Origin of the sequence: Acinetobacter sp. I-MWF (assembly GCF_025433935.1) — a bacterium.
Taxonomy (GTDB): domain Bacteria; phylum Pseudomonadota; class Gammaproteobacteria; order Pseudomonadales; family Moraxellaceae; genus Acinetobacter; species Acinetobacter guillouiae.
This window is the reverse complement of the sequence record NZ_JAMBAR010000001.1, coordinates 1,677,025-1,700,334: the sequence shown is the minus strand read 5'-3', so window position 1 is coordinate 1,700,334 and position 23,310 is coordinate 1,677,025. Positions and strand designations below refer to the sequence as shown.

Below are 23,310 nucleotides of genomic sequence, written 5' to 3'. Positions count from 1 at the left end.
AGCAATCCAAGCGGGTCATGAGAAAGGTGGTGATTTAGCGGTTGCGCGTGTCGCTGAAGGCGAAGATTTCTTTGCTAAAGAATTGACTGCTTATACTGACAAATTCAACAACAGTTGGTTAAAAGAAGAGTTACATCGTTCACGTAACTTTGGCCCAGCGATGCATAAATTCGGTTTATGGATGGGTGGTGCATTTAACTTTATCGATCAAAATATCTTTAAAGTGCCATTTACCCTACATGACCTTGCACCTGACTTTAGTGCATTAAAAACTGTAGATGCTGCGACATTTAAACCCACTTATCCAAAGCCAGACGGTAAATTAACCTTTGATCGTTTATCTTCTGTATTTGTATCCAATACCGTACATGAAGAGAATCAGCCAGCTCACTTAAAGCTGACCGATGCTTCGATTCCAGTCAATGTCAACTTACCGAAATGGGATGAGCCAGCTCAACGCTACTGCCCTGCTGGTGTTTACGAGATTATGGAAAATGATGATGGTTCTAAGCGCTTCCAGATTAATGCTGCAAACTGTGTTCACTGTAAGACTTGTGATATCAAAGATCCATCTCAGAATATCACATGGGTAACGCCGGAAGGTGGTGGTGGGCCTAACTATCCAAATATGTAAGCTGGATACTTAGGACGATGCTTTAATGCTGCTCACCACTAAACATGCGAGTGTTTAGATAATTTTGTGTAGTATTAACAGCGTCTTTTACCCCAATTTGTCGAGTGATATAAGCTCTTCATTTTCATTATTTAGGTAAGCTTAGTTCCCTAGGGAGCTAAGCTTGAAAAACAAAATAGAATAAGTCTTGGCTCAAATTAAGTTGACTATAACTTAATTTTGCACTTTAATTTTATTGATTAAAAAACACAAATGATTGAAAAATGATGAAATTTAAAATTAAAAAACTGCTGTATCCTCTGATTATTCTTACATTTTCCCCCACCACACTTGTATTTGCACAAAGTTTTGAAGCGCTACTCGAAAAAGCCAACAACGGGGACGTAAAAGCGCAATACCAAGTGGGTTATCTTTATAGTAGTGGCAATCAGGGTGTGTCCTTTGATGAAGAAAAAGGTGTTTTTTGGTTTAAAAAAGCCGCAGAAGCGGGTGATTCAGAATCTCAACTCAGTTTGGCAATGAGTTATTTATGGGGATCAGGTGTCGGTAAAAATACCCGTAAAGGTATTGAATGGCTGACCAAATCTGCAAATCAGAACAATGCCATGGCACAATACAATTTAGCTGAAGAATATTCAGATGGGAAAAATATAAAGAAAGATCAAGATCTTGCAAATTATTGGTATCACAAGTCGGCTGAAAATGGTGATATGACAGCACAATTTAAACTGGGATCTCTATACTTAGATGGAAATTTAGGTCTGCCCCAAGATATCAACAAAGCGAAAGCATGGTTTAAAAAAGCCGCAGACCAAGGCTATGAATTAGCGCAACAGCAATTGGCTGTATTATGATGAAAAACAATGAAACTACGAATTTAATTAATTATAGGTTTGATTTTTAATGATTATTTATTTTAACTAATACTTTTTAAATAAGAGGTTTTACAACATGTAAAACCTCATGACTTTTAACAATTAAACAAATGCATTGATCAAAAATGGCTTTTGAATTTTGTATAAATTCATCTTCCATCGCATCTAAATGTAAATGGCTTTCTTTTTGGACTTTTTTGTACAAGGCAAATAAATCATGCTTATACTGAGACTTACAACTGAGATTGAAATCCTTAAGTTCTTGCTCAAGTTCTAAGCGCATATTTTCAATAAAATGCTGACGTGAAGCTTTATTATTCTGAATATAAAATAAGCGTGTTTGTTCATAAGTGCCTTTATGAAATATCATTTCATAAATTTTCATCGTAATACTTACCTATAGATTCGTATTATTACTCTTAAAATACAGCTCATACAAATGCATTATTTAATAAAATTTATCTGAGTCCGTATTGAGATAATATATTTTCTGTCTTTTATAAATATCTTTATCCATTGCTTTTTATTCAGCCTTAAAAACTCCTATTTCCCTTGGGGAAAGGAAATAGGATCAAGGCATCAAGAATCTTTAAAAAAGATCTCCCTCTAATTCTGTAGAATTTATCACATTAATCTTCAATTAATCAATACACCATCAACATAAAAACAGACAGTTCTGTATACTTTTGTTTAAAAAACATACTTTCGAATCAAAACAGCTTATTGATTCACACCAATGTTTAAAGTTTAGTCAATTTAATTGATTCGGTCGGATCGACTCAAATATCAGTATCTCAACCCCATAATATTGCAAAGGTGCAATTGAATATTCTGTATTAAACTATTACGAATATAAAACTTTCCTAATATGCCTAAAGCATATCCAAGGCCTTGTTATAAGCTGATGGTGCTTATTTTTTAGCCTAGAAGTATTTTGGTTTTATTAAACAGCTCAACATGCTTACTTTTAAATGATTTCAACATCTATTTGGAAGCATATTGAGGGCTTTTCTTTTTTTCAGATTAACAATCAAATTTTAATTATTTTTACCATAAAAATTAACACTCTAAACTCAGCCTAATTTTTTAGAAAACCAAGTCGACACGTATGTCTCATAAAAATCTGCTTACAACACTTTCCATTGCATTATTCAGCCTTTCAATTTCAGCATGTAATAATAATGATTCCGACGATTCAAATACTGTGGTGGAAACCAAGAAACAACCAAACATTTTATTTATCATGGCAGATGATTTAGGTTATTCAGATTTAGGAGCCTTTGGTGGAGAAATACACACTCCAAATATTGATGCACTGACCAAAGAAGGTCGGATTTTAACGGACTATCATACTGCCCCGACCTGCTCACCGACACGTTCACAATTGATTTCGGGTACAGACCATCACTTAGCGGGCATTGGGGCTATGGCTGAGCTCACCCCTGCCCACTTAAAAGGCCAGCCGGGTTATGAGGGCTACTTAAATGAGCGCTCACTCTCAATTGCAGAAGTGCTTAAAGATAATGGCTACCGAACCTATATCAGCGGAAAATGGCACCTCGGTTTAACCGCTGAAACCAACGCACATGTAAAAGGCTTCGATCACTCATTTACGCTATTACAAGGTCTAGATTTACACTTTAAACAAGCACCTAGTGCCTACAAACGTAATGCCACCTATACAGAGGATGGTAAAGTTGTTCCAATTTCAGCCTTACCCGATGATTTTTTCTCAACCAATTACTTCACTGATAAATTAATTAGCTATTTAGAGTCAGGAAAAAATTCAGGCAAGCCATTCTTTGCTTATGCTGCCTACACAGCACCTCATTGGCCATTACAAGCCCCAACTGAATATCGTGACCGTTATCGTGGCGTGTACGATGCTGGTTATGATGTGATTCGTAATGGTCGTATTGCCCGCCAAAAACAACTTGGTCTAATTCCAGCCAACTTTACTGCAGCCGAACCGATTGCGACACAAAATGCACCACAAAAATATGGCAAATGGAATGAACTTTCCGCTGAGCAAAAAGTATTAGAAGCACGCAGAATGGAAATCTATGCGGGAATGGTTGAAAACCTTGATGCCAATATTGGACGCGTGATTGAGTATTTAAAACGCAATAACTTATACGACAATACTTTAATTTTCTTTGTTTCAGATAATGGGGCTGAAGGCTTTATCCGTGGTAATTATGGAGCCGAATCAGGTTTTGATAATCGGGTGAATAATGTCGGTACATCCAGTTCTTATCACTATGTCGGTCCGCGTTGGGCTGAAGTCAGTGCCGCACCTTTCCATTTATGGAAAGATACTGCAGGTGAAGGTGCAACCACAGCACCAGCCATTGTTAAACTTCCTCATCAAAATAAAGCGCAAGCAACCTATCATGGTTTTGCTTCAGTACTCGATGTTTTCCCTACTGTTTTAGATTATGCCAATATTGCCGTCCCACAAAGTCAATATAAAGGCCGTCAGATTAATACCCCAAGTGGTTCCTCATGGAAATCGGTGCTTGAAAATAAAGCGCAGACGATTCGCCCTGTAAACTTTAGTTTTGCCGATGAATTGCATGGCAGTAAATATGCGCGTCAAGGCGAATGGAAAATTGCTTTACAAGGTAAAGCAGAGCTAGGAACGGGAACTTGGGAATTATATAACTTAAAAAATGACCGTGGTGAAACCCAAAACCTTGCACAAAATAATCCAGCAAAACTACAAGAACTACTTGATGTATATAACAAATATACCCAACAAAATGGAGTCAAGGAATACAACATTCAATGAAGTTCAGTCCCCTTTTAATTACACTGTGTAGCCTGTTTCTTGTAACAGGCTGCAATAAGGTTACGACCAACTCGCACCATTCTCCCAAACAAACCAGTAAAGCTTCTACACCGCTTGGTTCATTGCAGCAATGCGAACACTATTCAGGTTTACCCGATGCATGGCAAAAAAAGCCAACAGCGGGGATGGTTTGGATTGCCAAAGGTTCATTTCAGCTAGGCTCCGATAAAGCCTATCCCGATGAACTTAATTTTGGGCAAAAACAACGACAAGTTGAGGGTTTCTGGATTGATCAAACCGAAGTGACTGTGGCGCAATTTAGCAGTTTTGTAAAAGCCACAGGCTATGTAACCGATGCAGAGCAACAGAAACAGGCGGCTGTATTTTCACCAGATGCCAATAAGCCTAATCAGTGGTGGCAACTCAAATCTGATTACACTTGGAAAACGCCTAATGGCGCTTCGGGTCAAGCTCCACGCCCTGCTGAACCTGTTCGCTATGTGACCAAAAATGATGCTGAACATTATGCAGTTTGGTTAGGACGAGATTTACCTACTGAACCAGAATGGGAATATGCTGCCAAAGCAGGTTCAAAAGTCGATACACCACTGCACCAAGCACCTCAGGATGCCCATCAACATCCACAAGCCAATTACTGGCAAGGTGAATTTCCGTTACATAATTCTGTTGACGACCATTTTGCAGGTGTGGCACCTGTCGGTTGCTACCCTGCCAATGCGTTCCAATTGTTCGATATGATTGGTAATGTTTGGGAATGGACCACTTCTGTATATCAAGGCGCGCATGACCAACATATGGGAAATTATACGGATCTGCGTCAGCAAAGCATCGCAGCAACCCAATATGTGATTAAAGGAGGTTCTTTCTTATGTGCTTCAAGTTATTGCTCTCGTTATCGAAATAGTAGTCGATATCCGCAAGAGTTTGATTTGGCTGCAACCCATGTGGGGTTTAGAACAGTATTACGTACTCACCCATGAGACAAGGATGGGTTAAAATCTAGAGATATGGCGAATTTATACACTTAAATATGAATTCGCCTGCTTTAAAAAAGAAAGGTTGAATAGAACAAAGCAACACTTAACCACTTTCACTAAAAATCAGTGCTTATACACGTTTACGTTTTTCAATCATCTTGCCAAATACCAACCCCAATTCAAACAACATCCACATTGGAATTGCCAACATGATCATCGAAATAGCATCTGGTGGCGTAACAAACATCGCAATAAAAAAACAGCCCACAATAATAAAGCGTCTTTTTTCCACCAGCGTTTGCGTGCTGACCAAACCGATTAAAATCAATACCAGTGTAATAATTGGAATTTCAAAAGTGACCCCAAACACCAAAAAGAGTTTTAAACAAAAACTTAAGTAACTGTTAATGTCTGTCATTGGCGCAACGGTATCAGGTGAAACACTGATAAAAAAATGCAGAATCGAAGGTAAGGCAATAAAATAGGCAAAGGCAATCCCTGAATAAAACAAACAAATACTGCTCAATAACAATGGGAATGCCAGACTCTTTTCTTTTTCATACAATGCAGGTTTAATGAATGCCCAAATCTGATAAATGATAAAAGGCATCGCCAGCATCAGCGCAATAAAGAAATTCAGTTTAAAAGGTGCCATAAATGTTGCAGTTACATCTGTAGCAATCATGGTCGAACTGGCAGGTAATTGGGCACGTAGTGGTTCAGATAACATTGAATAAGTTCTGTTTGCAAATGGCAACAAACAGAAAAAAAGCACAATCAATACCCCGATAATTTTAAACAGATGCTGACGCAACACCATCAAATGTCGGGTGATTGGCATTGCTTCAAGCTGAGTCGTTTCTTCGGAAACTTGCTCTTGTAGCTGCGGTATCATTGATGTCATACGGCCACCTTCAATTGCGATATTGACTTGGATTGAACAAGATCAATACTGAGTTTTTCATCATTACATTGAACTTGTTTTAGCCAGATACTTGGCAAATAGACTGTAGGAATATCACGTGAGACAGGTTGATAAATCTGCTTCACTCTCAGCTGGGCTTTTTGCTGTTCTTTTAATTGCGGTTGCTCTAATTGCTGTTTCTCTAATCGTGCTGGCGCTTGCTCTTGCTGTATAGCATCTCCAGGCATAGCCGATAATTGCTGTAACTCATGCATCTGCGCCTGCATTTTTTGCTCTAATTCTTGAATACGCTGCATCTCATTCTGCATCTGTTCGCGCAATTCGGATAAGCGTAATTCACGGTCAATGTCGTTCTGAACATTGCTGATGAGACGTTTCAATTTACTGTACCATTTCGCAACAAAACGCGCAGCTTCAGGGAGTTTATCTGGCCCTAACACCAACAGCGCAATGATCCCAAAAACCAATAATTCAGAAAATCCGACATCAAGCATGTGTTAGTTCTCCAGTTTTAGTGCTTTACCGTAGAGTTCACATCAGTATTACTATTTTGATGTTCCTGTGTTCTTGGTTCATTCAGTGCAGCAGCGGTTGTTTCATCATCTTGAATTGATTTTTTAAAATCCTTCACCGCACCGCCGACATCTTTACCTAAATTTTTTAATTTAGATGTGCCAAAAAGTAAGATCACCACAATTGCAAAAATAAGTACGTGCCAAATCGATAATCCAGCCATGATTTTTTACTCCTGATATTAGGGTCTGTTGACATTTCATAAATGGCTTGCGTTGTAGACGAATTGTCAACAAGCCCTATTGTGTTATTTCATTATGTGTACAAAGACAGCCAAACCCTGCACTACTGAAGAAATGACGCGATAGCAATAGCATCTAAATCTTCTTCAGTAGTCAGGCGATATAAAATTAAATAGACTTTTATTAAGCAGTTTTCTTAATCGAACGGGTATTGACCAATTGATTATTCAACACCACTTGATGCCCACGTTTTGTATCCACAGTATATTGCGGCTCTTTAATGGTATCGACATAGATCCAGTCCGCTTGAACCTGCGTTGCAGTAAAGCTGACATTCAGATAACCACGTTGATTTAGATTGGTATAATCCAACTCATCAATCAGTGTGGTAAACGCCATTTCAAACTGCTGTAACTGTTCCACTGGAATATTGAGATACTTTTCAATTCCCGGTGATGACACCGAACTTGTCGCCAGCTCGACACCGACAAAATCACCCGCCTGACTATACAACTCTGATGACCATGCATTATGGGTATCACCTGCCAGCACTACGACCTTCTTGTTCAATGCTTTTAAAGTGTTATACAGAATTTCTCGTTCAACATAATAACCATCCCAAGCATCTAAATTATAAGGTGCGACAGTGGTTAAACGTGCCTTTTCAATTGCGGTCAATGTTGGATCGCCCTGTAGCACACGCATTTTCAGTTGCACCAACTCCATAATCATCGTATTGATTTGATTTAAAACCTCTTGAGTTGCGTTTCCACTCAGAACTGCACTCAACGGTACCAGTAATTCAGCAGGGATTAATATCTTACCCATCAACACTTGCTGACCCAATACATTCCACGTTGCCTTAGATTGAGCCAACTTTTGCTGTAACCATTCACGTTGGGTATACCCCATCAAGGTTCGATTCTGATTGGTTAAGTCGGTTTGAAAACGTTGAAAATCCATACCAGAAGCGGTGATATAATCGGTATATTCCAGTTGCTTATCTCTGGCAAGGATACGGGTATCTAACATGGTCAATTGCACCAGTGTACCAAAGTCAAACTGGCGATAAATATTGAGATGATCATTTGCGGAAATAGGGCGAATCGGCATCCATTCAAAGTACGCTTGTAATGCTGCAAGTTTACGATCGAGGAAAGACCCTTCATTGGCTTGGTGATTTTCAGCACCATCTCGCCATGTATCATTTGCCAACTCATGATCATCCCAAATCACAATAAATGGGTGACGGTGATGCAAGGTTTGTAAATCTTTGTCTTTACGATATAACGCATAGCGTTTGCGATAATCATCTAACTTGATAATTTCTTGATTATTGTCCGCAGCCAAAGTACGTCCTAACTTCACTGCATCTTCTGTTGCATAACCACCTTGACCATATTCATAAATATAGTCACCCAAATGAATCACCACATCAACATCTTGCTTGGCCATTTCACGATAAACATAGAAATACCCTGCTGGAAAATTCGCGCAAGAACATACCGCAAAACTGACTTTGCTGGGGTTGATTGGTAATGTTTTGGTTTGTCCAACTGGTGAAAATTTATTGCCAAAGCTAAAACGATAGAAATAGCGTTGATCTGGTTTTAAGTTTGTGGCATCAACTTTCACAGTGAAGTCTTGTGCTTTTGCTGTGGTGACTTTGTCTGTTTTAATGATTTGCTTGAATTGATCATCTAAAGCAATTTCCCAAGTCACTTGCAAACGTGCGCTGCTATCATTGGGCGTTAAGCGTGTCCATAAAATCACGCGATCTTGTAAAGGGTCTCCACTGGCAACCCCATATTCAAAATTGACTTGTAGCGTTGTTGATTCTCGATCTGAACTGTCATTACATCCCGTAAAACCCGCAGATAAAGACAGTGCACCAAAACCGAATAGGCTTTTTTGAATAAGTTCTCGTCGTGTAATTTTGGCTGTCATACTTTACTCCTTAAACTATGGCTAGATTACAAATACTAAATAAGACCTAACTTTATTTATTCTCTACGGTCCCATTAACTAGATTGATTCATTGAATACACATGCATTAATTGAGAATATCTAGCGATTTTTCCGTATCATAAATTTTTTCCAGACTGATAATTCTCCGCTTATCATATCCGTCACTAAAAATTTCTTTTCTAAGTGCTTCAATTGATTTTTCCTGATCAAGCATATTTAAATTACGCTGCAAAATTTCACCTCGCTTTTGCATATATATTTCTGCTTGGTTTTTAAATTGCGCTCTTGATTTATCAACAGATTCCATCCGCTCGGTCACTTCAGGACCAAACACTTTTAACCGCTCCTTGCGTATTTATAAAAATTTTCTTGTCATGGTCTATATCGTCATCTCAAACTAAAATACATACCAAGATTCACAAATCCTTCGTGCTGTCTTATCGATTGGTATTGATTTAAATCATTTCTTAAAGTTATAAAAGTTGTGGAATTTTATTCATAAATATTCACAACACTGTGTTAAAGTATAAAATTTAGAAATATGCGTATTGACATTTCACCACGAATTTATTGACAAATTACGACAAATATAAAGACCGATATGTATAAAGTATTTTCTTTTAGGGTTTTAGTAAATTCAATTGAATTAAACATACAAATAAAAATCACTTGAATGATAAAACACTTATTTTTGATTTTCCATCTTACACCTGTTTTATTTTCAAAATATTCTCGAAACTATTCATAATAGTATGCTGGAATAATGGGCATTTTTCCTGATAAAGGAGAAGACATTAAATGGCCATCTACTTTACGTTTCCAATCATTTTGTGGTTCAGTAAAATCTATATCTACAGTTTGAGTATCAGGTTTAATATACATTTTATGCACTGCTCCACCACCCTCAAAATATTCATCAGGAAAACCAAATAAGTTTGCTGTTTCATGTAAAAATATAGCTTTAGAATAGTCTGGTAATGCTTTAGTTTTTATTCTAAATTAATCCAGCCTTTTACTGTTGAGGTTTTTTCTGCTTTCCATACACGCTGAGAGAATATACCACCAAAATCAATATACATTAGAATAGTCTGGTAATGCTTTAGTTTTTATTCTAAATTAATCCAGCCTTTTACTGTTGAGGTTTTTTCTGCTTTCCATACACGCTGAGAGAATATACCACCAAAATCAATATACATTATCCAGCTACTATCCAAGACTCCTGCATGATAGTCTAATAGAATATAACCCTCTTTAGTTCGATTACCATCTATCAGTCCCGTATTAGATCGAAATTGAATATCTTGATAAGGAACTAAAAAGCGAAGTGTTCTTTCAGAGTTGGACTTAACAATAAAATAACCATAAAGTGCTTTATCAGACTGCAATTCATCTGTAATTAAATATTTATTTTCTAAACCAAAGCGTGTTGTCCATGAAACATCTTTATACAAGCCACCAAAAACAATTTCATACCAAGTTTTATCGGTATTTACCTCTTCACCGACTTTCGGTATTGCCTCCCAACTTTTAGGATTGCTTAAGGTAACATCAAAAGGTCCTACATTTTTTAAAGTTAGAATTACTTCTAAACCTTCTTTTTTAGGAATAATGTTGGTTGTTCCATAAAAATCAGCAAATTTAACTTTATTTTTTGAATATCCTATTTGAGCCAAATCTGAAATATAGTTACTAACTTGAATCGTACGTTGAGCTTTTCTTCGCTCCTGTTGGTTATGAAAATCACCCAAATCTATAGTATTGCTTCTTCTAAAACCTTTGATAAATTTCTGCATTGTGAATTTAGGCTGATCTTTATTTAATTGATACCAAAGATCACGTTTAGGATCATTTGTTATTAAAATTTTCTCGACATTTGGCATAGTTAATATTTTATTAATTTCTTTTGTTCTTTCATTCATTTCCTCAGATAAAAGAACTTTATAAATTCCAAAATCATCACTTTTAATTGAAAATGTATCACTTAAATTTTCTGTAATTGCATAATCATCATTACTTATAGCTATAGGATAATAAACAGGAAAAGTAACTGTGGTAGAATGCTGTCCTAAAACCTGCACAACAGGTGCATATATATGTTTAATACGAAATTTTTCAGCGTAATTCATTGTTGTTATTCCAAATAATATTAAAGAAAAAACAATTCTTTTAATTAAGTTTCTGTTTTTTTGATTTTCCATCTTACACCTGTTTTATTTTCAAAATATTCTCGAAACCGTTCATAATAGTATGCTGGAATAATGGGCATTTTACCTGGTAATGGTGAAGACATTAAATGACCATCTACTTTCCGTTTCCAATCATTTTGTGGTTCAGTAAAATTTATATCTACAGTTTGAGTATCTGGTTTAATATACATCTTATGCACAGCTCCACCACCCTCAAAATATTCATCAGGAAAACCAAACAAATGTGCTGCTTCATGTAAAAAAACTGAGGTAACATCTTGTGGCATCTCGATTTCTTCTTGTGGTTTTTCCCCCACTTTAGTTGGCGTCCCATTAATAACTTTATAAATTGACTCAGCCGCTTTAATGGTTTTCTTTAATTCAATCTCCCCCCAATTACTAGCATCAGCACGACTAGCAGAGGGATATAAGTTAATATAGTGTGCTAATGGGCTTTGCGGTTCACTGGCATGTTGTACTTGCATAGAAACTTTCATAATCACAGGGATTGAACAAGTACATCCCCCAGCTATATTACAATCACTTGGACTAAAGTAATAACCCACATAATTAATCAATTCGTTTACTTTACCTTGTTTTTCTTGAATAAAATTAATTATTTCTTCAGTAATTTCTCTATTTTCTATTAAAAAAACATCAATGTTGTCCGACTTTTGATTCTCATAAGGATATTCTTTCCCATCCTTATTGCTTATTACTCTTTTAGGTAAAAATACAATTCTACAAGAGAAACACAGTACATTCTTTTTAGGATCAAATTCGATATCAATATTTTTAGATCCACCACCATAATTATAAAAAGTTACTACTAGTTTTTTACCATTTTCTTCTACAGTTTTGAGTTGATTAGAATGTTTTTTTGGATCAAATTCAACACCATCATAAGAACCATCAGCTTTAGTTCGATAATAACTCCCCGATAGACTCTCAAAACGATGTTGGCGATCTAAAAAAGCGGGGATCTTAGTACAAGCATGACCTTGTACTTTGGAAAAATCAGGTTTTTGGACTTTAGGAAGCTTATTGACTGGAGGAGTATCAATATCCTCTCCCTTTGAGTTTGGATAAGGTGCATTATCTATTGTCATTATGATTTTCTCCATTCTCAGCTATTTTCATTTTCGTTAATACTATTTTCATTCCCATAACGACCTTTCAATGGGCAGGTATTGTTCAAAGAACTAAATGGCAAAATAGGAAGAGAAGCCACAACTTTTTCTCCACTCACAAACTTCTGTTGTCCAGACTTCACCTCAAACAGACCACCTGTGGTGAAAAAAACACCTGCGCCACTAATCTCTAGCTTCGTTGTATCAGATATCAAAACAATTTTCTTTTTGGCTTTTATCTCAATCTTATCTTCAGTCGAAATAATCTGAATGCCTTTTCGGGCAAGCAAATCAGCACCATCACCCTGCGCTTGAATTTCAACTTTACCTTTTCCTGCAAATAACCTTGCACCTTCCTGAGCTGCAAATAAACTGATTTTATTTTTTGCATGCACTAAGACATTCTTTTGGGTACTTAGGTTAATACTATCAGCTGCGCTATGACTGATTTGACCATCTGCGGATAGATGTATATCTTCATTGCTTGCTAAGGCAATAGAGTTAGGTGAAGTCAAAATCATTAAAGCTTGTTTAAATGCTTTTGCCTTAGCTTCACTTTCCTGTTCGATTTGCTCAATAAACTCTTTTAGGTCGTCCAGTATTTCTAAGGGATCAGTTTGTTGATTTTTAGCAACTTCACTTAAAGCTTTTGAATTATTCAAACTAGATTCAAGTTGTGATTTTGTTTCAGAGGCATCAAGATGATCGCCACTTGCTGAAACTTGCGGATAGGTAGAAAGCAATACGCCTTGTTTGGCTCTGAGTGCTCCCCATTGATCTGTACGCAATTCAAAGCCTTCACCTCGACCTTCACTGGTGTCAGTTTCTTTAGGATGACTTAAATTACCTAGATTGAGTTGGCTGGCCCCATGACTACTCTGTAATTGGCTACTGATTTGGTTTTGGGTATCGTCAAATCTGAGTTGGTTATAGCCACTCGCTTTATATTCCTTACTTTTTATCCCTGATAGCTTTCTGGTATCAGGCAGTTTTCCCTTATCATCAAACTGGGTCGGATGGCGGTGTCCTTCATGGATACGCCCCATCACAAATGGTCTGTCAATATCCCCCGCAAAGAAATCTATAACGACTAATTCTCCAATCCTCGGTAAGAACCTTGCCCCATAACCTTCGCCTGCCCATGGGTCAGTACATCTACCCAAGCAGAATCTGTATCATTGTCGTTAGAACCTGCCCCACCATCATGACTGTGGTCTTCTTTTCGGGTAAACAAAAAATTAACCTTGATCTGTCCCTTTTCATTCACATAAATTTCTTCACCACTTGGACCAACCACTCTGGCCCGTTGTGGTGATGCAATCGGTCGATGTTTCAGTGGATTATATTCGGGAACAACTGCAATATTGCGTCGTTGTAGCACCAATTGATTGGCTTGACGTTCATCACTATTGTTTGTTGTGATATTTGCGGTTTGCCACTGACTTTGTTTGATTAAAGCATCGATCTGATACGTGAGGTCTTTCGGTAAATTATTCTGGTTATAGAAAGTCTTGGATATAATCAAGAATTCGTTATCGGAAGAAAACTTTTGATCCACTCGGAGATTTTCATTCAACTCAAACCAATAGCCAACCTGTGCATCCCGTACTGTCGATGTTGCGGTAAATTGTTTGGCTTGTGAATCATAGTAATTGCTGAGATTTTGGTTAAACCGTTCAACCTGACTGTTGCCTGATGGCGTTACCCCATCCTCTCCATTCAGGTCTTGAGTCCATGCTGGGCTAAAATGCCAAACTTGCTCTAAGCCTAAGCCGGCATTGTCATAGTTTTCACTATGCTTGTGTTTACTTAAGACATTGCCTGCACCTTCTTCTATATCCAGCACATCGGCTTGCCAACGATGAATATGCACGGAAGTCGGTTGTAAACTTCGTTCTGCGACTAAACTTAAAATCGAATCACCACGCTCTACAGCACTACTACGGTGGAAGCGAATACTCCGACGTTCTAAACTTTTGTATTGAGAATTATCATCTATTAATCTTAGTTTTTGCGGTTGTATTTTTTCTGTAAAACAGGAAACCTTAAGCTGTGCTTCATCAATCAACCAGCTAATATTTTCACTTCTCATCAAACGAGTAAGGAATTCTATATCCAGTTCATTATTCTGCATAATGAATGGTCTGACATCGTAGTCCTTGGTTAAGCCACTTTTATCCAAACTTAGACTTGAAGCAAACAGCGTGCTCCGTTGTACCCATTCGTAGAATACGGTCTGGATCACGTCAACAACAGACTTCGCCATGAAAACTCTGGAGTTTCTACGATGCTTCCACAGTGCTGTCGGATCTTCAACCGTCAAGCGATAAATCGTAATAGCACCATCACTGGCGCCAATATCAGCCTTGGTCACAATGCCTGAAATACGGGTTAACTCAGATTTATCTGTGACAATATCAACAGCTACTTGGCTCCCAATAAAGCTCTTCAAAGGTAAATTTTCTGCTGTAGACAGGCAAATCAGTTGTAAATTCACCCCTTGATTGATTGCATGCATCCCATCAATACGTTGTAGGAATACTTGTTGGCTCAAAGCCGAATTAGAAAATTGTATGTGGATCACACGTTTTTGAGCGCTCAAGCCTAATTGCTCTAAAGCAGAGTAAATATTATTCAACATAAGTTATTGTTAAGTTTTTCTAAATTTTACCCAGTATACTCAAAAGTTTTACAATTTGTCTATACAGATCTGTATATATCTTATTTGTTATTTAAATAGTCATGTCTATATCTTTATTATGGCATTTATGGAGCATGTGCATTTTTATTTGTTTTATAAAATATTTATTCAAAAAGACCAAAACTATCTGACTTAAAATCTGAGTATCACATTGATCCTATATTTGATTATCTTCATTTCTGATAGACCTGTTTGCCATAATAAGTTTGAAACAATGCTAAAAAAACCTCACATATCTAAGTAACTAATAATTAATAAATTACAGTTCAAAATCAATAATAATTTTAATCACATCTGCAGGTGCCGATGCCGCCAACTCAAATGCTTGAATACTTTGATTAAAATGAATTTTTTTTGAAATTAGCGGCTTCACATTGATTTGACCAGAAGCAATCAGCGCAATAGAACGCTCATAATCATTTGCATAACGGAAAATTGAAATCGTCTCAATCTCTTTGACCTGCATGGCAACAATATCCATAGGCACAGCGTGTTGTGGCATTCCAACAAAAACCAGTTTGCCCGCAGGTTTTAGGCAATCGGGCGCTGCTGCAATTGCGCTTGCATGACCACTACAGTCAACAAATAGGTCGACACCACCGACAAAGTGCCGTTGTACAAAGCACTTTAAATCTTCCTGTGCGACATTACATGCAATTAAACGCTCACCATAATGCTGGACTAAAAAATCCAGCTTCAGTTGTTTTATATCCGTGATGATAACTTGACTACAGCCTGATGCGAGTAATGCCAATGCCATTAAAGCACCAATCGTCCCTGCACCAGTAACCACAGCAGTATCTCCAGGTGAAATACCCACTTTGCGAGCCACATGTACACCTGAGGCCAAAGGTTCAACCAACACCGCTTCTTCAAGGCTGACATGATCTGGTAACTTAAAGGTTAAGTTTGCAGGATGAACTACAGACTCACGCAATACACCATGTACAGGCGGTGTTGCCCAAAACTGAATATTCGGATCTAGATGATACAAACCCTGCATCGCTTCTGGAGAATTGGGCTCAAAAACCCCCGGCTCCATACATACGCGATCGCCTATTCTTAAATGTTGAACTGCTGAACCAACTTCAACAATGATCCCACTCGCTTCATGCCCCAGAATCATTGGTGCATTGACAACAAAATCACCAATTCGACCATGCTGATAATAATGCACGTCACTGCCACAGATACCCACTTTGGCAATTTTAATGCGTACATCAGTTGCGCTTAGATATTCATTGATCTCAATATCACGAATTTGCAGTTTATCTTTTTCTTCCAGTACCAATGCTTTCATTGTGATTGCTTCCTTGGGTGTTGTTTTCCGTTGTTGCTTTTTTTGTTGTGCCTTTCTGCTGCTGACTTATTCCACTGGGTTGTGTTGCAGTGGTTGATGTCATTTTTAATTAAGTCATATTTTCAATTGAGTCACATTTTTTAAAATGAGCGATCTTATAAGACCACTCATTTTTGAATAATCAATTAAAGCCTTACCACCAATATTCCAATTGAGCACCAAAGTTTGAACCACGATTCACATTTTGAAAATTGTTATTCGGCATCACCAAGTCACGCATTTTTTGCTCATTATCGTTCCAAAATGCATAGGTATAATAAAGGCGCAGTTCTGGACGATCATAATAGCCTGTGCCCTTTATCGACCAGGTTGGTGCCAGTGTCAATTTGGTCAGATTACGGGTTTGGTCATTGGCCTTAATTTGGTCATAGCCAATTTCAGTGGAAATTTTAAAATGATCTTGAACCACATACGCCACCCGAGAGCCCACTGAAATCCAATCACGATCTTGTTGATTCTTCAGTTGGTCTTTTTGGTAAATAAATTGAGCTTGTCCATTGAATTTCTTACTGTCTGAGCTCCAATCCAAGATTTCAAGAAAGCGCAGTGAAGAAGTATCACGATCCAGCTCAGGGTTACCGGTATAACTCAGCCCGATTCCAGCACCTTGACCATATTGTAGCGCCACGGTATTTTTACCATTCAATACCTCAGCCGTGACATTTTGCACAGTCAATGCCCAGCCCATCTCATCTGCATCAATCAATGACAAACCAGTATTGATTGTATTTTTAGAACCGATTGGAACCCCTTTGACTGTCACATCATGTCGATTGATATATTTTTCCTGAAATACATTGTCTTTTCGGGAAAACACATAACTTAAGGACAAGTCATTGATTTTATAATCATCAATACCGAAGCCAGTAGCACTCTGATTCCAATAAAAGAAATCAGTCATGTGAATGTCATTACGTTGATAAAATCGCCTACCTGCCCAGAGATTTGCCCCATTCAGATAGGAAATATTTCTCCAATCCAAATAAATTTGATTCATTCGGGTAAAACCATTGTCGTCATTAAAACTTAATGTTTGCCCATATTGGTTATAGAACTGAAGCATTCCTTTGATGTTCAGTTCGGAATTATCTTTTAATTTGATCAGGTTTTGTTGGGCAAAAAACTCACCATATTGTTCACATTCATTGCCAAGACGATACTTGGTCGGCGCCCCCGTGAGTCGAAAACACTCTTGTGTTTTGCCATTTTCAGTTGCACCGATTCCCGTACGGAAATAGCCACCAAATTCAATCGCAGATGCAATTTGCGACAATAAAAAAACCGTTGTTCCAACAATCCATAAGTTTGTTTTCATGTTAAATTCCTTTTTTAAGCACGAGTTTGCCTTATCTCTCTGATTCATTCAGTTGGATGGAGTAAAGAGCACACTCATTAAAATTATATTTATTTCAATTCAATTTAGAGTTTAATAATGAGATAAAATCATCTCCTTTAATTCATCTCATTGCCTTTATTTTCAAGCACATTAGGCTTGATTTTTACTTAACGTAAATCCACAGGAAGCAAGTCTTCCGCAATGTTTTGATAACACACAGGACGCATAAAGCGACGAATCGCCAGCGTGCCTACAGAGCTTGCACCAAAGTTTGTTGAAGCTGGATAGGGTCCGCCATGAACCATGGCATCACATACCTCAACCCCAGTTGGGAAACTATTTGCAAGAATACGACCTGCTTTACGTTCCAGTACAGGCAGTAATTGACTTGCAACGTGATGATCTGCTTGATCAAGATGAAGCGTACAGGTAATCTGCCCCTCAAGGGACTTCGCCACGTGCATCAATTCATCGATATTTTTAACAATAACCACTAAACCCAGCGGTCCAAATACCTCTTGTTCTAAGGTCTTATTCTCCAGCCATGCTTTGCCTGTTGTAACAAACAGATAAGGACTCGCATTACGCAAATCACTGCTTGAACTAAAGACTTCACTTACATCTGCTGTATTTGCCAAACGTTGTTGCCCTTCACGATAAGCCTCGGCAATCGCATCGGTTAACATGACTTGTGCTGGAACAGATTCAAGTGTTTTTACAACAGTTTGAATATATGCATCTGCTGCTAAACCTTCGATCAACACGGCGATCCCAGGATTGGTGCAGAATTGACCTGCGCCTAATGTCAATGATTCAGCCCAGCCTTTGGCAATTTCAGTACCACGATTGGCAATCGCATTGGGCAAAATAAACATTGGATTAACAGAACCCAATTCACCAAAGAACGGGATCGGTTCTGGACGTGCAACACAAAGATCATATAAAGCACGTCCACCACGCAACGAACCTGTAAATCCAACCGCTTTAATCAACGGATGTTGTACTAAGCTTTGACCAACATCTAATGCTCCACCGTGGACTAAACTAAATACACCAGCATGCAATCCACATTTTTCAATCGCAGCATGAATCGCTTCAGCAACAATCTCCGCTGTACCTGGATGTGCCTCATGCCCTTTAATCACAACTGGACAGCCTGCGGCCAATGCCGATGCTGTATCCCCGCCTGCTGTTGAAAATGCCAGCGGAAAATTTGATGCACCAAACACTGCAACTGGTCCGATTGGGCGTTGCATCAAACGAATATCTGGACGTGGCAGTGGCTTTCGATCCGCAAGTGCAACATCATGACGGCGATCCAAAAACTCACCTTTCAAGATATGTGCAGCAAATAGTCGCAACTGCCCCACAGTACGCCCGCGTTCTCCTTCCAGTCGAGCCTTGGGCAACCCTGTTTCTTGGGTTCCAATCTGGGTAATCGCATCTGCTCGAGCTTCGATTTCATCAGCAATGACATTGAGAAAAGTCGCGCGCTCCTCAAGCGTTGAGTAACCATAAGTGCAAAAAGCATCTTCTGCCGCTTGGCACGCTTGATTGACAAGTTCACGATGACCAACAGAAAAACGATATACTGAACCATCAATCGGGTTATTGGTAAAAGTCTGATCAGTCGCAATCCACTTCCCTGCGATTAAGTGCTGACCATGTGGTTGAAAAGACATTGTGCTTATTCCTCGATCAAGTTGAGTAAATTAACCAAAATAACGGACGCGGAAAGCATCAATCAGTACTGCAATAAAAATCATGATTCCTCCAATCATTCCGACATAAAAAGAAGGCACATTGATAATTGCAAGTCCGACCTGAATGATCGTGAGTAGCAATACACCACCCAAAACACCTTTCACATTGCCACGCCCACCAAATACACTGACACCACCAATAATCGGTGCCGCAATCGCATAGAGTAGATAGCTTGAGCCTTGATTTGATGTAATCGCCATTTGCCATGAAGCCAGTAAGAATCCCGCAAGAGCAGCAAGAAACCCTGAAATGGTATAGGTCATAATCTTGATACGCTTCACTCGGATTCCCGCAGAGAGTGAAGCAGCAGGATTTCCACCTACAGCATAGATTGAACGACCTAAAACGGTATGTTTCAACATCACACCAATAATCAACAACATGATCAGAAATACCACTGGCATTAATGGCCAAGTCCCGAGGGTTGCTTGCCCAATCCAGGTATAAGCTTCTGCAAAATTATTCAGTGTTTTGCCTTGTGTTAAGGCCAAAAGTGCACCTTGAAGGATGATCATCATTGCTAGGGTTTGGATCAATGCAACCATTTTTAATTGGGTGATACACCAACCATTAAAGAACCCAATAAAAGTACCGACCAATAAGCCCAGTAAAATCGCGGCAAACCAAGGTAATCCCCAATCAGAATAAGCAAGTGCACCCACAGCAGCGGAAAAACCTGCATTTGCTGGAATTGAAAGATCGATTTCAGCAATCAACAATGGCAATGCGACAGCCAAACCCAAAAGCCCTAAAACGGTTGCCTGCACCATAATATTTTGCAAATTAAACACGGTAAGAAAGTATTCATTAAATGCACCAAAAATGATGACCAAAGCGATCAACCAAATCCAGACCACGTTGTGGAGCACCCAACCTAAAATTTCGCGGGTATTTTTCTTTGCTGTAATGTTGGTGATCTTATTGTCTGCTGCTATTTCATTACCCATTGCATCTCTCCTTACTCATTGCATCTATCCTTATTATTGTCTCGTGACATCACGCCTGAACGGATGCACGTAGACGGTCGACGGTAATCTCCTGCCCCGTCAATGTTTCTTTTACAGTCCCTTGACCAAAAATACACACCCGGTCGACCACACGGACCAATTCGTCCATATCAGTTGAAACAATGATGACCGCAACACCAGCACGACTAAGTTCATCAATGATGCGCAATACATCTTGTTTCACCCCAATATCAATTCCACGTGTCGGTTCATCCACCATCAACAATCGTGGCTTTGCTGCCAACACTCGTCCCAAGCACACTTTTTGTTGATTACCACCACTCAATGTATCCACTGCATATTCAGCATTGGGTGCTTTCACCCCCATTGCGTTAAAATAATGCTGAATCACCGAATCCTCTGCCTGTTGATCGATAAATCCCAATTTTGAGCGTTGTGATAAAGAAGAAAGCGCAATATTCGATCCAATTGACATCTGTCCAACCGCCCCATCATGACGACGATCATCAGAAAGATAAGCTATTCCCATATCAAAGGCTTCATGTGGAGACGTTGCTAAAGCTTGCGCATCTTCGCCATGCATTGAGATCGAGCCTTTTGCAGGATGCAATCCAAAGATTGCCCGAGCAATTTCTTTTGCGCCTGCGCCAGGCAGACCTGTAAATCCAATCACTTCGCCTGGACCAATGTTCAGTTGTTGCAAGGCCAAATCTTTGCCATATATATTTTTTAAACAAACAGCAGGGATTTGACCGGTGTAATCACATCGCTCCCGTTGAAAAAGCGCAAGGTCTCTCCCGATCACCAACTCAGTCAGTTGTTCAGAACTCATGTTACTCACATTGTCAGAACCACCTGCCAAACTGCCATCGCGTAATACAGTCACCGCATCACAAATTTCAAGAATTTCATCGTTGTAGTGTGAGATAAAGATAAACGTTACCCCCGTAGCTTTTAATTTATGCATAAAATCAAATAACTGACGGCGATCAGCAACGGTTAATGCCGCTGTTGGCTCATCCAAAATAATCACTCGACCACCAGAGAACATCGCCCGTAGAATATTTAACTTACGTCGTGCCACCGCATTTAAATGCCCTGCTAGCGCTTTGGCATCGATATTGGTTCCTTCAAGCATGCGACTTGCATTGCCACGCAAAGTTTTCCAATCGATAAACCCTTTTTTATTCGGCCAGATACCCAACATCAGGTTTTCTTCTGCGGTCATGTTGTCAATGATCATTGGCTCTTGTGTCACCAAGAAAACCCCAGCGGCTTCCATTGCTTTGACATCAACATGCTCAAGTACACGACCATTTAAAATAATTCGCCCAGATGTAGGGGTGACTTGTCCCGAAATAATGCCAACCAATGTGGATTTACCTGCACCGTTTTCACCCAGCAAGCCATGAATAGAACCTTTACGAATCTCAACCGTGACACCGCGTAGTGCTTGAACCACACCATAACTTTTAGTCACATTGTCAATGCTTAGGATCTTCTCATTAATTGCCTTATCAATATTCCGTTCATGTAATCCCATTTTTTCTCTCAACATTGCTTATTTGTTATCACTGGAACAAGTCTGCTTTACTCAATACGAATTAAGCATAGGGAATGCCCCAATCCTTCTCAGCCACTGCCCCCCAATGTCTTGCATCGCTTGCATTGTCCTTATTGATGACAAAAGCAGGAATAATCAGTGTTGGTCCTGTTTTACCTTTTACGATGACGCCTTTTTCCCAAAAGTACTTCGTGTTGTGGTATTCACCCAAAGGCACTTCTGCATTCTTCAATGAATGCTTAGTTAGCATTTCAACTGCAATCTCACCATAAGCGATTGGGTCTTGGGATACACATGCATCCATATAGCCTTCCTGAATCCATTTCAAAGCAATTGGTTCACCATCAATCGTCACGAAAATAACATGGCCTTCCTCACCGACCTTCTTCCAACGATTTCTTTGTTGCAATGCAGTCGCAATACCGCGAGCAGGAGAATCTGAAGGTGCATGTACAGCATCTAGATCAGGATGCTCAGATAATGTAGATAAGGTCACAGCCAGCATTTTTTCCAGTTGTCCTTCAGTCGGTCGAGACAAATAGGTAATTTCTGGGTATTTCGCAAAAACTGAATCCATGCCTTCTTTACGTAAACGCCATGCCACAGAAGCCAAAGCACCAAAACAATTCAAGACTTTACCTTTTGGCTTTCCGTACTTTTTGACCAGACGACTTACAATCTCCTCTGCAGCAATGACACCGCCTTGAAAATTATCAAAACTCACAGTAATTGCGACATCACCACCATCCGCAGGCGTATCGATAATACCGACAGGAATCTTTTGTTGGTTATAGCGCTGGATGGCAGAAACAATCGCCTGACTGTCAATTGAATCTGAAATAATCGCCGATGGTTTTGATAAGAGTAAGCTCTGCCACTGCTCAAGCTGACGGGTACTGTCAAAGTTTGCATTGGTGGCTTGAAACTCGCCTGAGTTGGCTTGCACCGCACGTTTAACAGCTTCTTCCTGAATCACAAAAAAGTAGTAATCAAGACTTTTATTGGAATATGGAATTGAAAGACGAGTTGCGGTTGATGTAGAACGACTACATCCTATAAGCCCTCCCCCAAAACTCAGTCCTATACCTGCTGCAACTGCGCTTTTAAATAGATTACGACGGGTTATTCCGCCCTGATTTGATTTTGTCATTGGAATATCTCCTTTATTCCTTAATTTATTAAATCTAGTAATACTAGATTTTTAATTAAACTGTCAATAACATCCCATGCAGAATATTTAAAAAATAATCTTTAGATACAATAAATAGATACTTAAAATTAAACAATAAAAGCTTAAATATATAATAAACACGGATATTTAAGAGAAATATCAACCATTTTATTCTGGTAAATCG

19 protein-coding genes and 1 pseudogene are annotated in these 23,310 nt (G+C 38.9%); 4 read left to right on the top strand and 16 right to left on the bottom strand.

The window, feature by feature from the left end:
- Together M2R48_RS07880 and M2R48_RS07875 are read left to right on the top strand one after the other, a co-directional pair.
- On the top strand, positions 1-634 hold a 634-nt coding region (locus M2R48_RS07880), incomplete at its 5' end, for a 4Fe-4S dicluster domain-containing protein (protein ID WP_262085697.1).
- Between the two features lie 263 nt (positions 635-897).
- Positions 898-1,488, top strand: coding sequence for a tetratricopeptide repeat protein (locus M2R48_RS07875; protein WP_262085696.1), 591 nt, complete (start codon positions 898-900; stop codon positions 1,486-1,488).
- A gap of 76 nt (positions 1,489-1,564) precedes the next feature.
- On the opposite strand, the gene M2R48_RS07870 is transcribed toward M2R48_RS07875, so the two are convergent.
- The gene (locus M2R48_RS07870) at positions 1,565-1,894 is read right to left on the bottom strand and encodes a hypothetical protein (RefSeq protein ID WP_262085695.1); all 330 of its coding nucleotides are present in this window, start codon (positions 1,892-1,894) and stop codon (positions 1,565-1,567) included.
- A gap of 723 nt (positions 1,895-2,617) precedes the next feature.
- Here M2R48_RS07870 and M2R48_RS07865 point away from each other — a divergent pair.
- Together M2R48_RS07865 and M2R48_RS07860 are read left to right on the top strand one after the other, a co-directional pair.
- The gene (locus M2R48_RS07865; RefSeq protein ID WP_262085694.1) at positions 2,618-4,300 is read left to right on the top strand and encodes an arylsulfatase; all 1,683 of its coding nucleotides are present in this window, start codon (positions 2,618-2,620) and stop codon (positions 4,298-4,300) included.
- Complete coding sequence (locus M2R48_RS07860) at positions 4,297-5,301, top strand: formylglycine-generating enzyme family protein (protein ID WP_262085693.1); 1,005 nt, start codon at positions 4,297-4,299, stop codon at positions 5,299-5,301. Before M2R48_RS07865 ends, M2R48_RS07860 begins: the two co-directional genes overlap by 4 nt.
- Before the next feature lie 127 nt (positions 5,302-5,428).
- On the opposite strand, the gene tatC is transcribed toward M2R48_RS07860, so the two are convergent.
- The 15 genes and pseudogenes from tatC to M2R48_RS07785 form a co-directional block, all read right to left on the bottom strand.
- Entirely contained in the window at positions 5,429-6,202 is a 774-nt protein-coding gene (gene tatC, locus M2R48_RS07855) for a twin-arginine translocase subunit TatC (RefSeq protein WP_262085692.1), read from the bottom strand.
- Entirely contained in the window at positions 6,199-6,717 is a 519-nt protein-coding gene (gene tatB / locus M2R48_RS07850; protein ID WP_151957908.1) for a Sec-independent protein translocase protein TatB, read from the bottom strand. Before tatB ends, tatC begins: the two co-directional genes overlap by 4 nt.
- A gap of 17 nt (positions 6,718-6,734) precedes the next feature.
- Positions 6,735-6,959: a Sec-independent protein translocase subunit TatA gene (gene tatA, locus M2R48_RS07845; protein ID WP_004721490.1), complete on the bottom strand. Its 225-nt coding sequence runs from the start codon at positions 6,957-6,959 to the stop codon at positions 6,735-6,737.
- A 202-nt stretch (positions 6,960-7,161) separates the two neighbouring features.
- Positions 7,162-8,925 (bottom strand): alkaline phosphatase D family protein, encoded by a 1,764-nt coding sequence (locus M2R48_RS07840; RefSeq protein WP_262085691.1) that lies wholly within the window; start codon positions 8,923-8,925, stop codon positions 7,162-7,164.
- Positions 8,926-9,031: 106 nt separating this feature from the next.
- Positions 9,032-9,301, bottom strand: a complete 270-nt coding sequence (locus M2R48_RS07835; RefSeq protein WP_262087466.1) for a lipase secretion chaperone — start codon at positions 9,299-9,301, stop codon at positions 9,032-9,034.
- A gap of 383 nt (positions 9,302-9,684) precedes the next feature.
- Positions 9,685-9,828: a hypothetical protein gene (locus M2R48_RS07830; RefSeq protein WP_262085690.1), complete on the bottom strand. Its 144-nt coding sequence runs from the start codon at positions 9,826-9,828 to the stop codon at positions 9,685-9,687.
- Positions 9,829-10,052: 224 nt separating this feature from the next.
- The gene (locus M2R48_RS07825) at positions 10,053-11,144 is read right to left on the bottom strand and encodes a hypothetical protein (RefSeq protein ID WP_262085689.1); all 1,092 of its coding nucleotides are present in this window, start codon (positions 11,142-11,144) and stop codon (positions 10,053-10,055) included.
- Positions 11,117-12,241 carry a hypothetical protein gene (locus M2R48_RS07820; protein WP_262085688.1) on the bottom strand — a complete coding sequence of 375 codons (1,125 nt, stop codon included), beginning with the start codon at positions 12,239-12,241 and terminating at the stop codon, positions 11,117-11,119. The genes M2R48_RS07825 and M2R48_RS07820 overlap by 28 nt, the downstream gene beginning before the upstream one ends.
- Before the next feature lie 17 nt (positions 12,242-12,258).
- Positions 12,259-14,903 (bottom strand): annotated as a pseudogene (locus M2R48_RS07815) (type VI secretion system Vgr family protein).
- A gap of 319 nt (positions 14,904-15,222) precedes the next feature.
- The gene (locus M2R48_RS07810) at positions 15,223-16,263 is read right to left on the bottom strand and encodes an NAD(P)-dependent alcohol dehydrogenase (RefSeq protein ID WP_262085687.1); all 1,041 of its coding nucleotides are present in this window, start codon (positions 16,261-16,263) and stop codon (positions 15,223-15,225) included.
- Between the two features lie 193 nt (positions 16,264-16,456).
- The gene (locus tag M2R48_RS07805) at positions 16,457-17,638 is read right to left on the bottom strand and encodes a maltoporin (RefSeq protein ID WP_262085686.1); all 1,182 of its coding nucleotides are present in this window, start codon (positions 17,636-17,638) and stop codon (positions 16,457-16,459) included.
- 188 nt (positions 17,639-17,826) lie between these two features.
- Entirely contained in the window at positions 17,827-19,341 is a 1,515-nt protein-coding gene (locus tag M2R48_RS07800; RefSeq protein ID WP_262085684.1) for an aldehyde dehydrogenase (NADP(+)), read from the bottom strand.
- A gap of 30 nt (positions 19,342-19,371) precedes the next feature.
- Positions 19,372-20,370 carry an ABC transporter permease gene (locus M2R48_RS07795; RefSeq protein ID WP_004721504.1) on the bottom strand — a complete coding sequence of 333 codons (999 nt, stop codon included), beginning with the start codon at positions 20,368-20,370 and terminating at the stop codon, positions 19,372-19,374.
- A gap of 49 nt (positions 20,371-20,419) precedes the next feature.
- Positions 20,420-21,934 carry a sugar ABC transporter ATP-binding protein gene (locus M2R48_RS07790; RefSeq protein ID WP_262085683.1) on the bottom strand — a complete coding sequence of 505 codons (1,515 nt, stop codon included), beginning with the start codon at positions 21,932-21,934 and terminating at the stop codon, positions 20,420-20,422.
- A 61-nt stretch (positions 21,935-21,995) separates the two neighbouring features.
- Positions 21,996-23,105: a sugar ABC transporter substrate-binding protein gene (locus M2R48_RS07785; protein WP_262085682.1), complete on the bottom strand. Its 1,110-nt coding sequence runs from the start codon at positions 23,103-23,105 to the stop codon at positions 21,996-21,998.
- Positions 23,106-23,310: the final 205 nt, after the last annotated feature.

Coding starts and splice junctions, on each gene's coding strand:
- M2R48_RS07790 (WP_262085683.1), bottom strand. CDS start 21,934: ATGGGATTACATGAACGGAATATTGATAAGGCAATTAATGAGAAGATC.
- M2R48_RS07860 (WP_262085693.1), top strand. CDS start 4,297: ATGAAGTTCAGTCCCCTTTTAATTACACTGTGTAGCCTGTTTCTTGTA.
- M2R48_RS07805 (WP_262085686.1), bottom strand. CDS start 17,638: ATGAAAACAAACTTATGGATTGTTGGAACAACGGTTTTTTTATTGTCG.
- M2R48_RS07795 (WP_004721504.1), bottom strand. CDS start 20,370: ATGGGTAATGAAATAGCAGCAGACAATAAGATCACCAACATTACAGCA.
- M2R48_RS07830 (WP_262085690.1), bottom strand. CDS start 9,828: ATGTATATTAAACCTGATACTCAAACTGTAGATATAGATTTTACTGAA.
- M2R48_RS07825 (WP_262085689.1), bottom strand. CDS start 11,144: ATGGAAAATCAAAAAAACAGAAACTTAATTAAAAGAATTGTTTTTTCT.
- tatA (WP_004721490.1), bottom strand. CDS start 6,959: ATGGCTGGATTATCGATTTGGCACGTACTTATTTTTGCAATTGTGGTG.
- M2R48_RS07875 (WP_262085696.1), top strand. CDS start 898: ATGATGAAATTTAAAATTAAAAAACTGCTGTATCCTCTGATTATTCTT.
- M2R48_RS07870 (WP_262085695.1), bottom strand. CDS start 1,894: ATGAAAATTTATGAAATGATATTTCATAAAGGCACTTATGAACAAACA.
- M2R48_RS07810 (WP_262085687.1), bottom strand. CDS start 16,263: ATGAAAGCATTGGTACTGGAAGAAAAAGATAAACTGCAAATTCGTGAT.
- M2R48_RS07865 (WP_262085694.1), top strand. CDS start 2,618: ATGTCTCATAAAAATCTGCTTACAACACTTTCCATTGCATTATTCAGC.
- tatC (WP_262085692.1), bottom strand. CDS start 6,202: ATGACATCAATGATACCGCAGCTACAAGAGCAAGTTTCCGAAGAAACG.
- M2R48_RS07820 (WP_262085688.1), bottom strand. CDS start 12,241: ATGACAATAGATAATGCACCTTATCCAAACTCAAAGGGAGAGGATATT.
- tatB (WP_151957908.1), bottom strand. CDS start 6,717: ATGCTTGATGTCGGATTTTCTGAATTATTGGTTTTTGGGATCATTGCG.
- M2R48_RS07785 (WP_262085682.1), bottom strand. CDS start 23,105: ATGACAAAATCAAATCAGGGCGGAATAACCCGTCGTAATCTATTTAAA.
- M2R48_RS07840 (WP_262085691.1), bottom strand. CDS start 8,925: ATGACAGCCAAAATTACACGACGAGAACTTATTCAAAAAAGCCTATTC.
- M2R48_RS07800 (WP_262085684.1), bottom strand. CDS start 19,341: ATGTCTTTTCAACCACATGGTCAGCACTTAATCGCAGGGAAGTGGATT.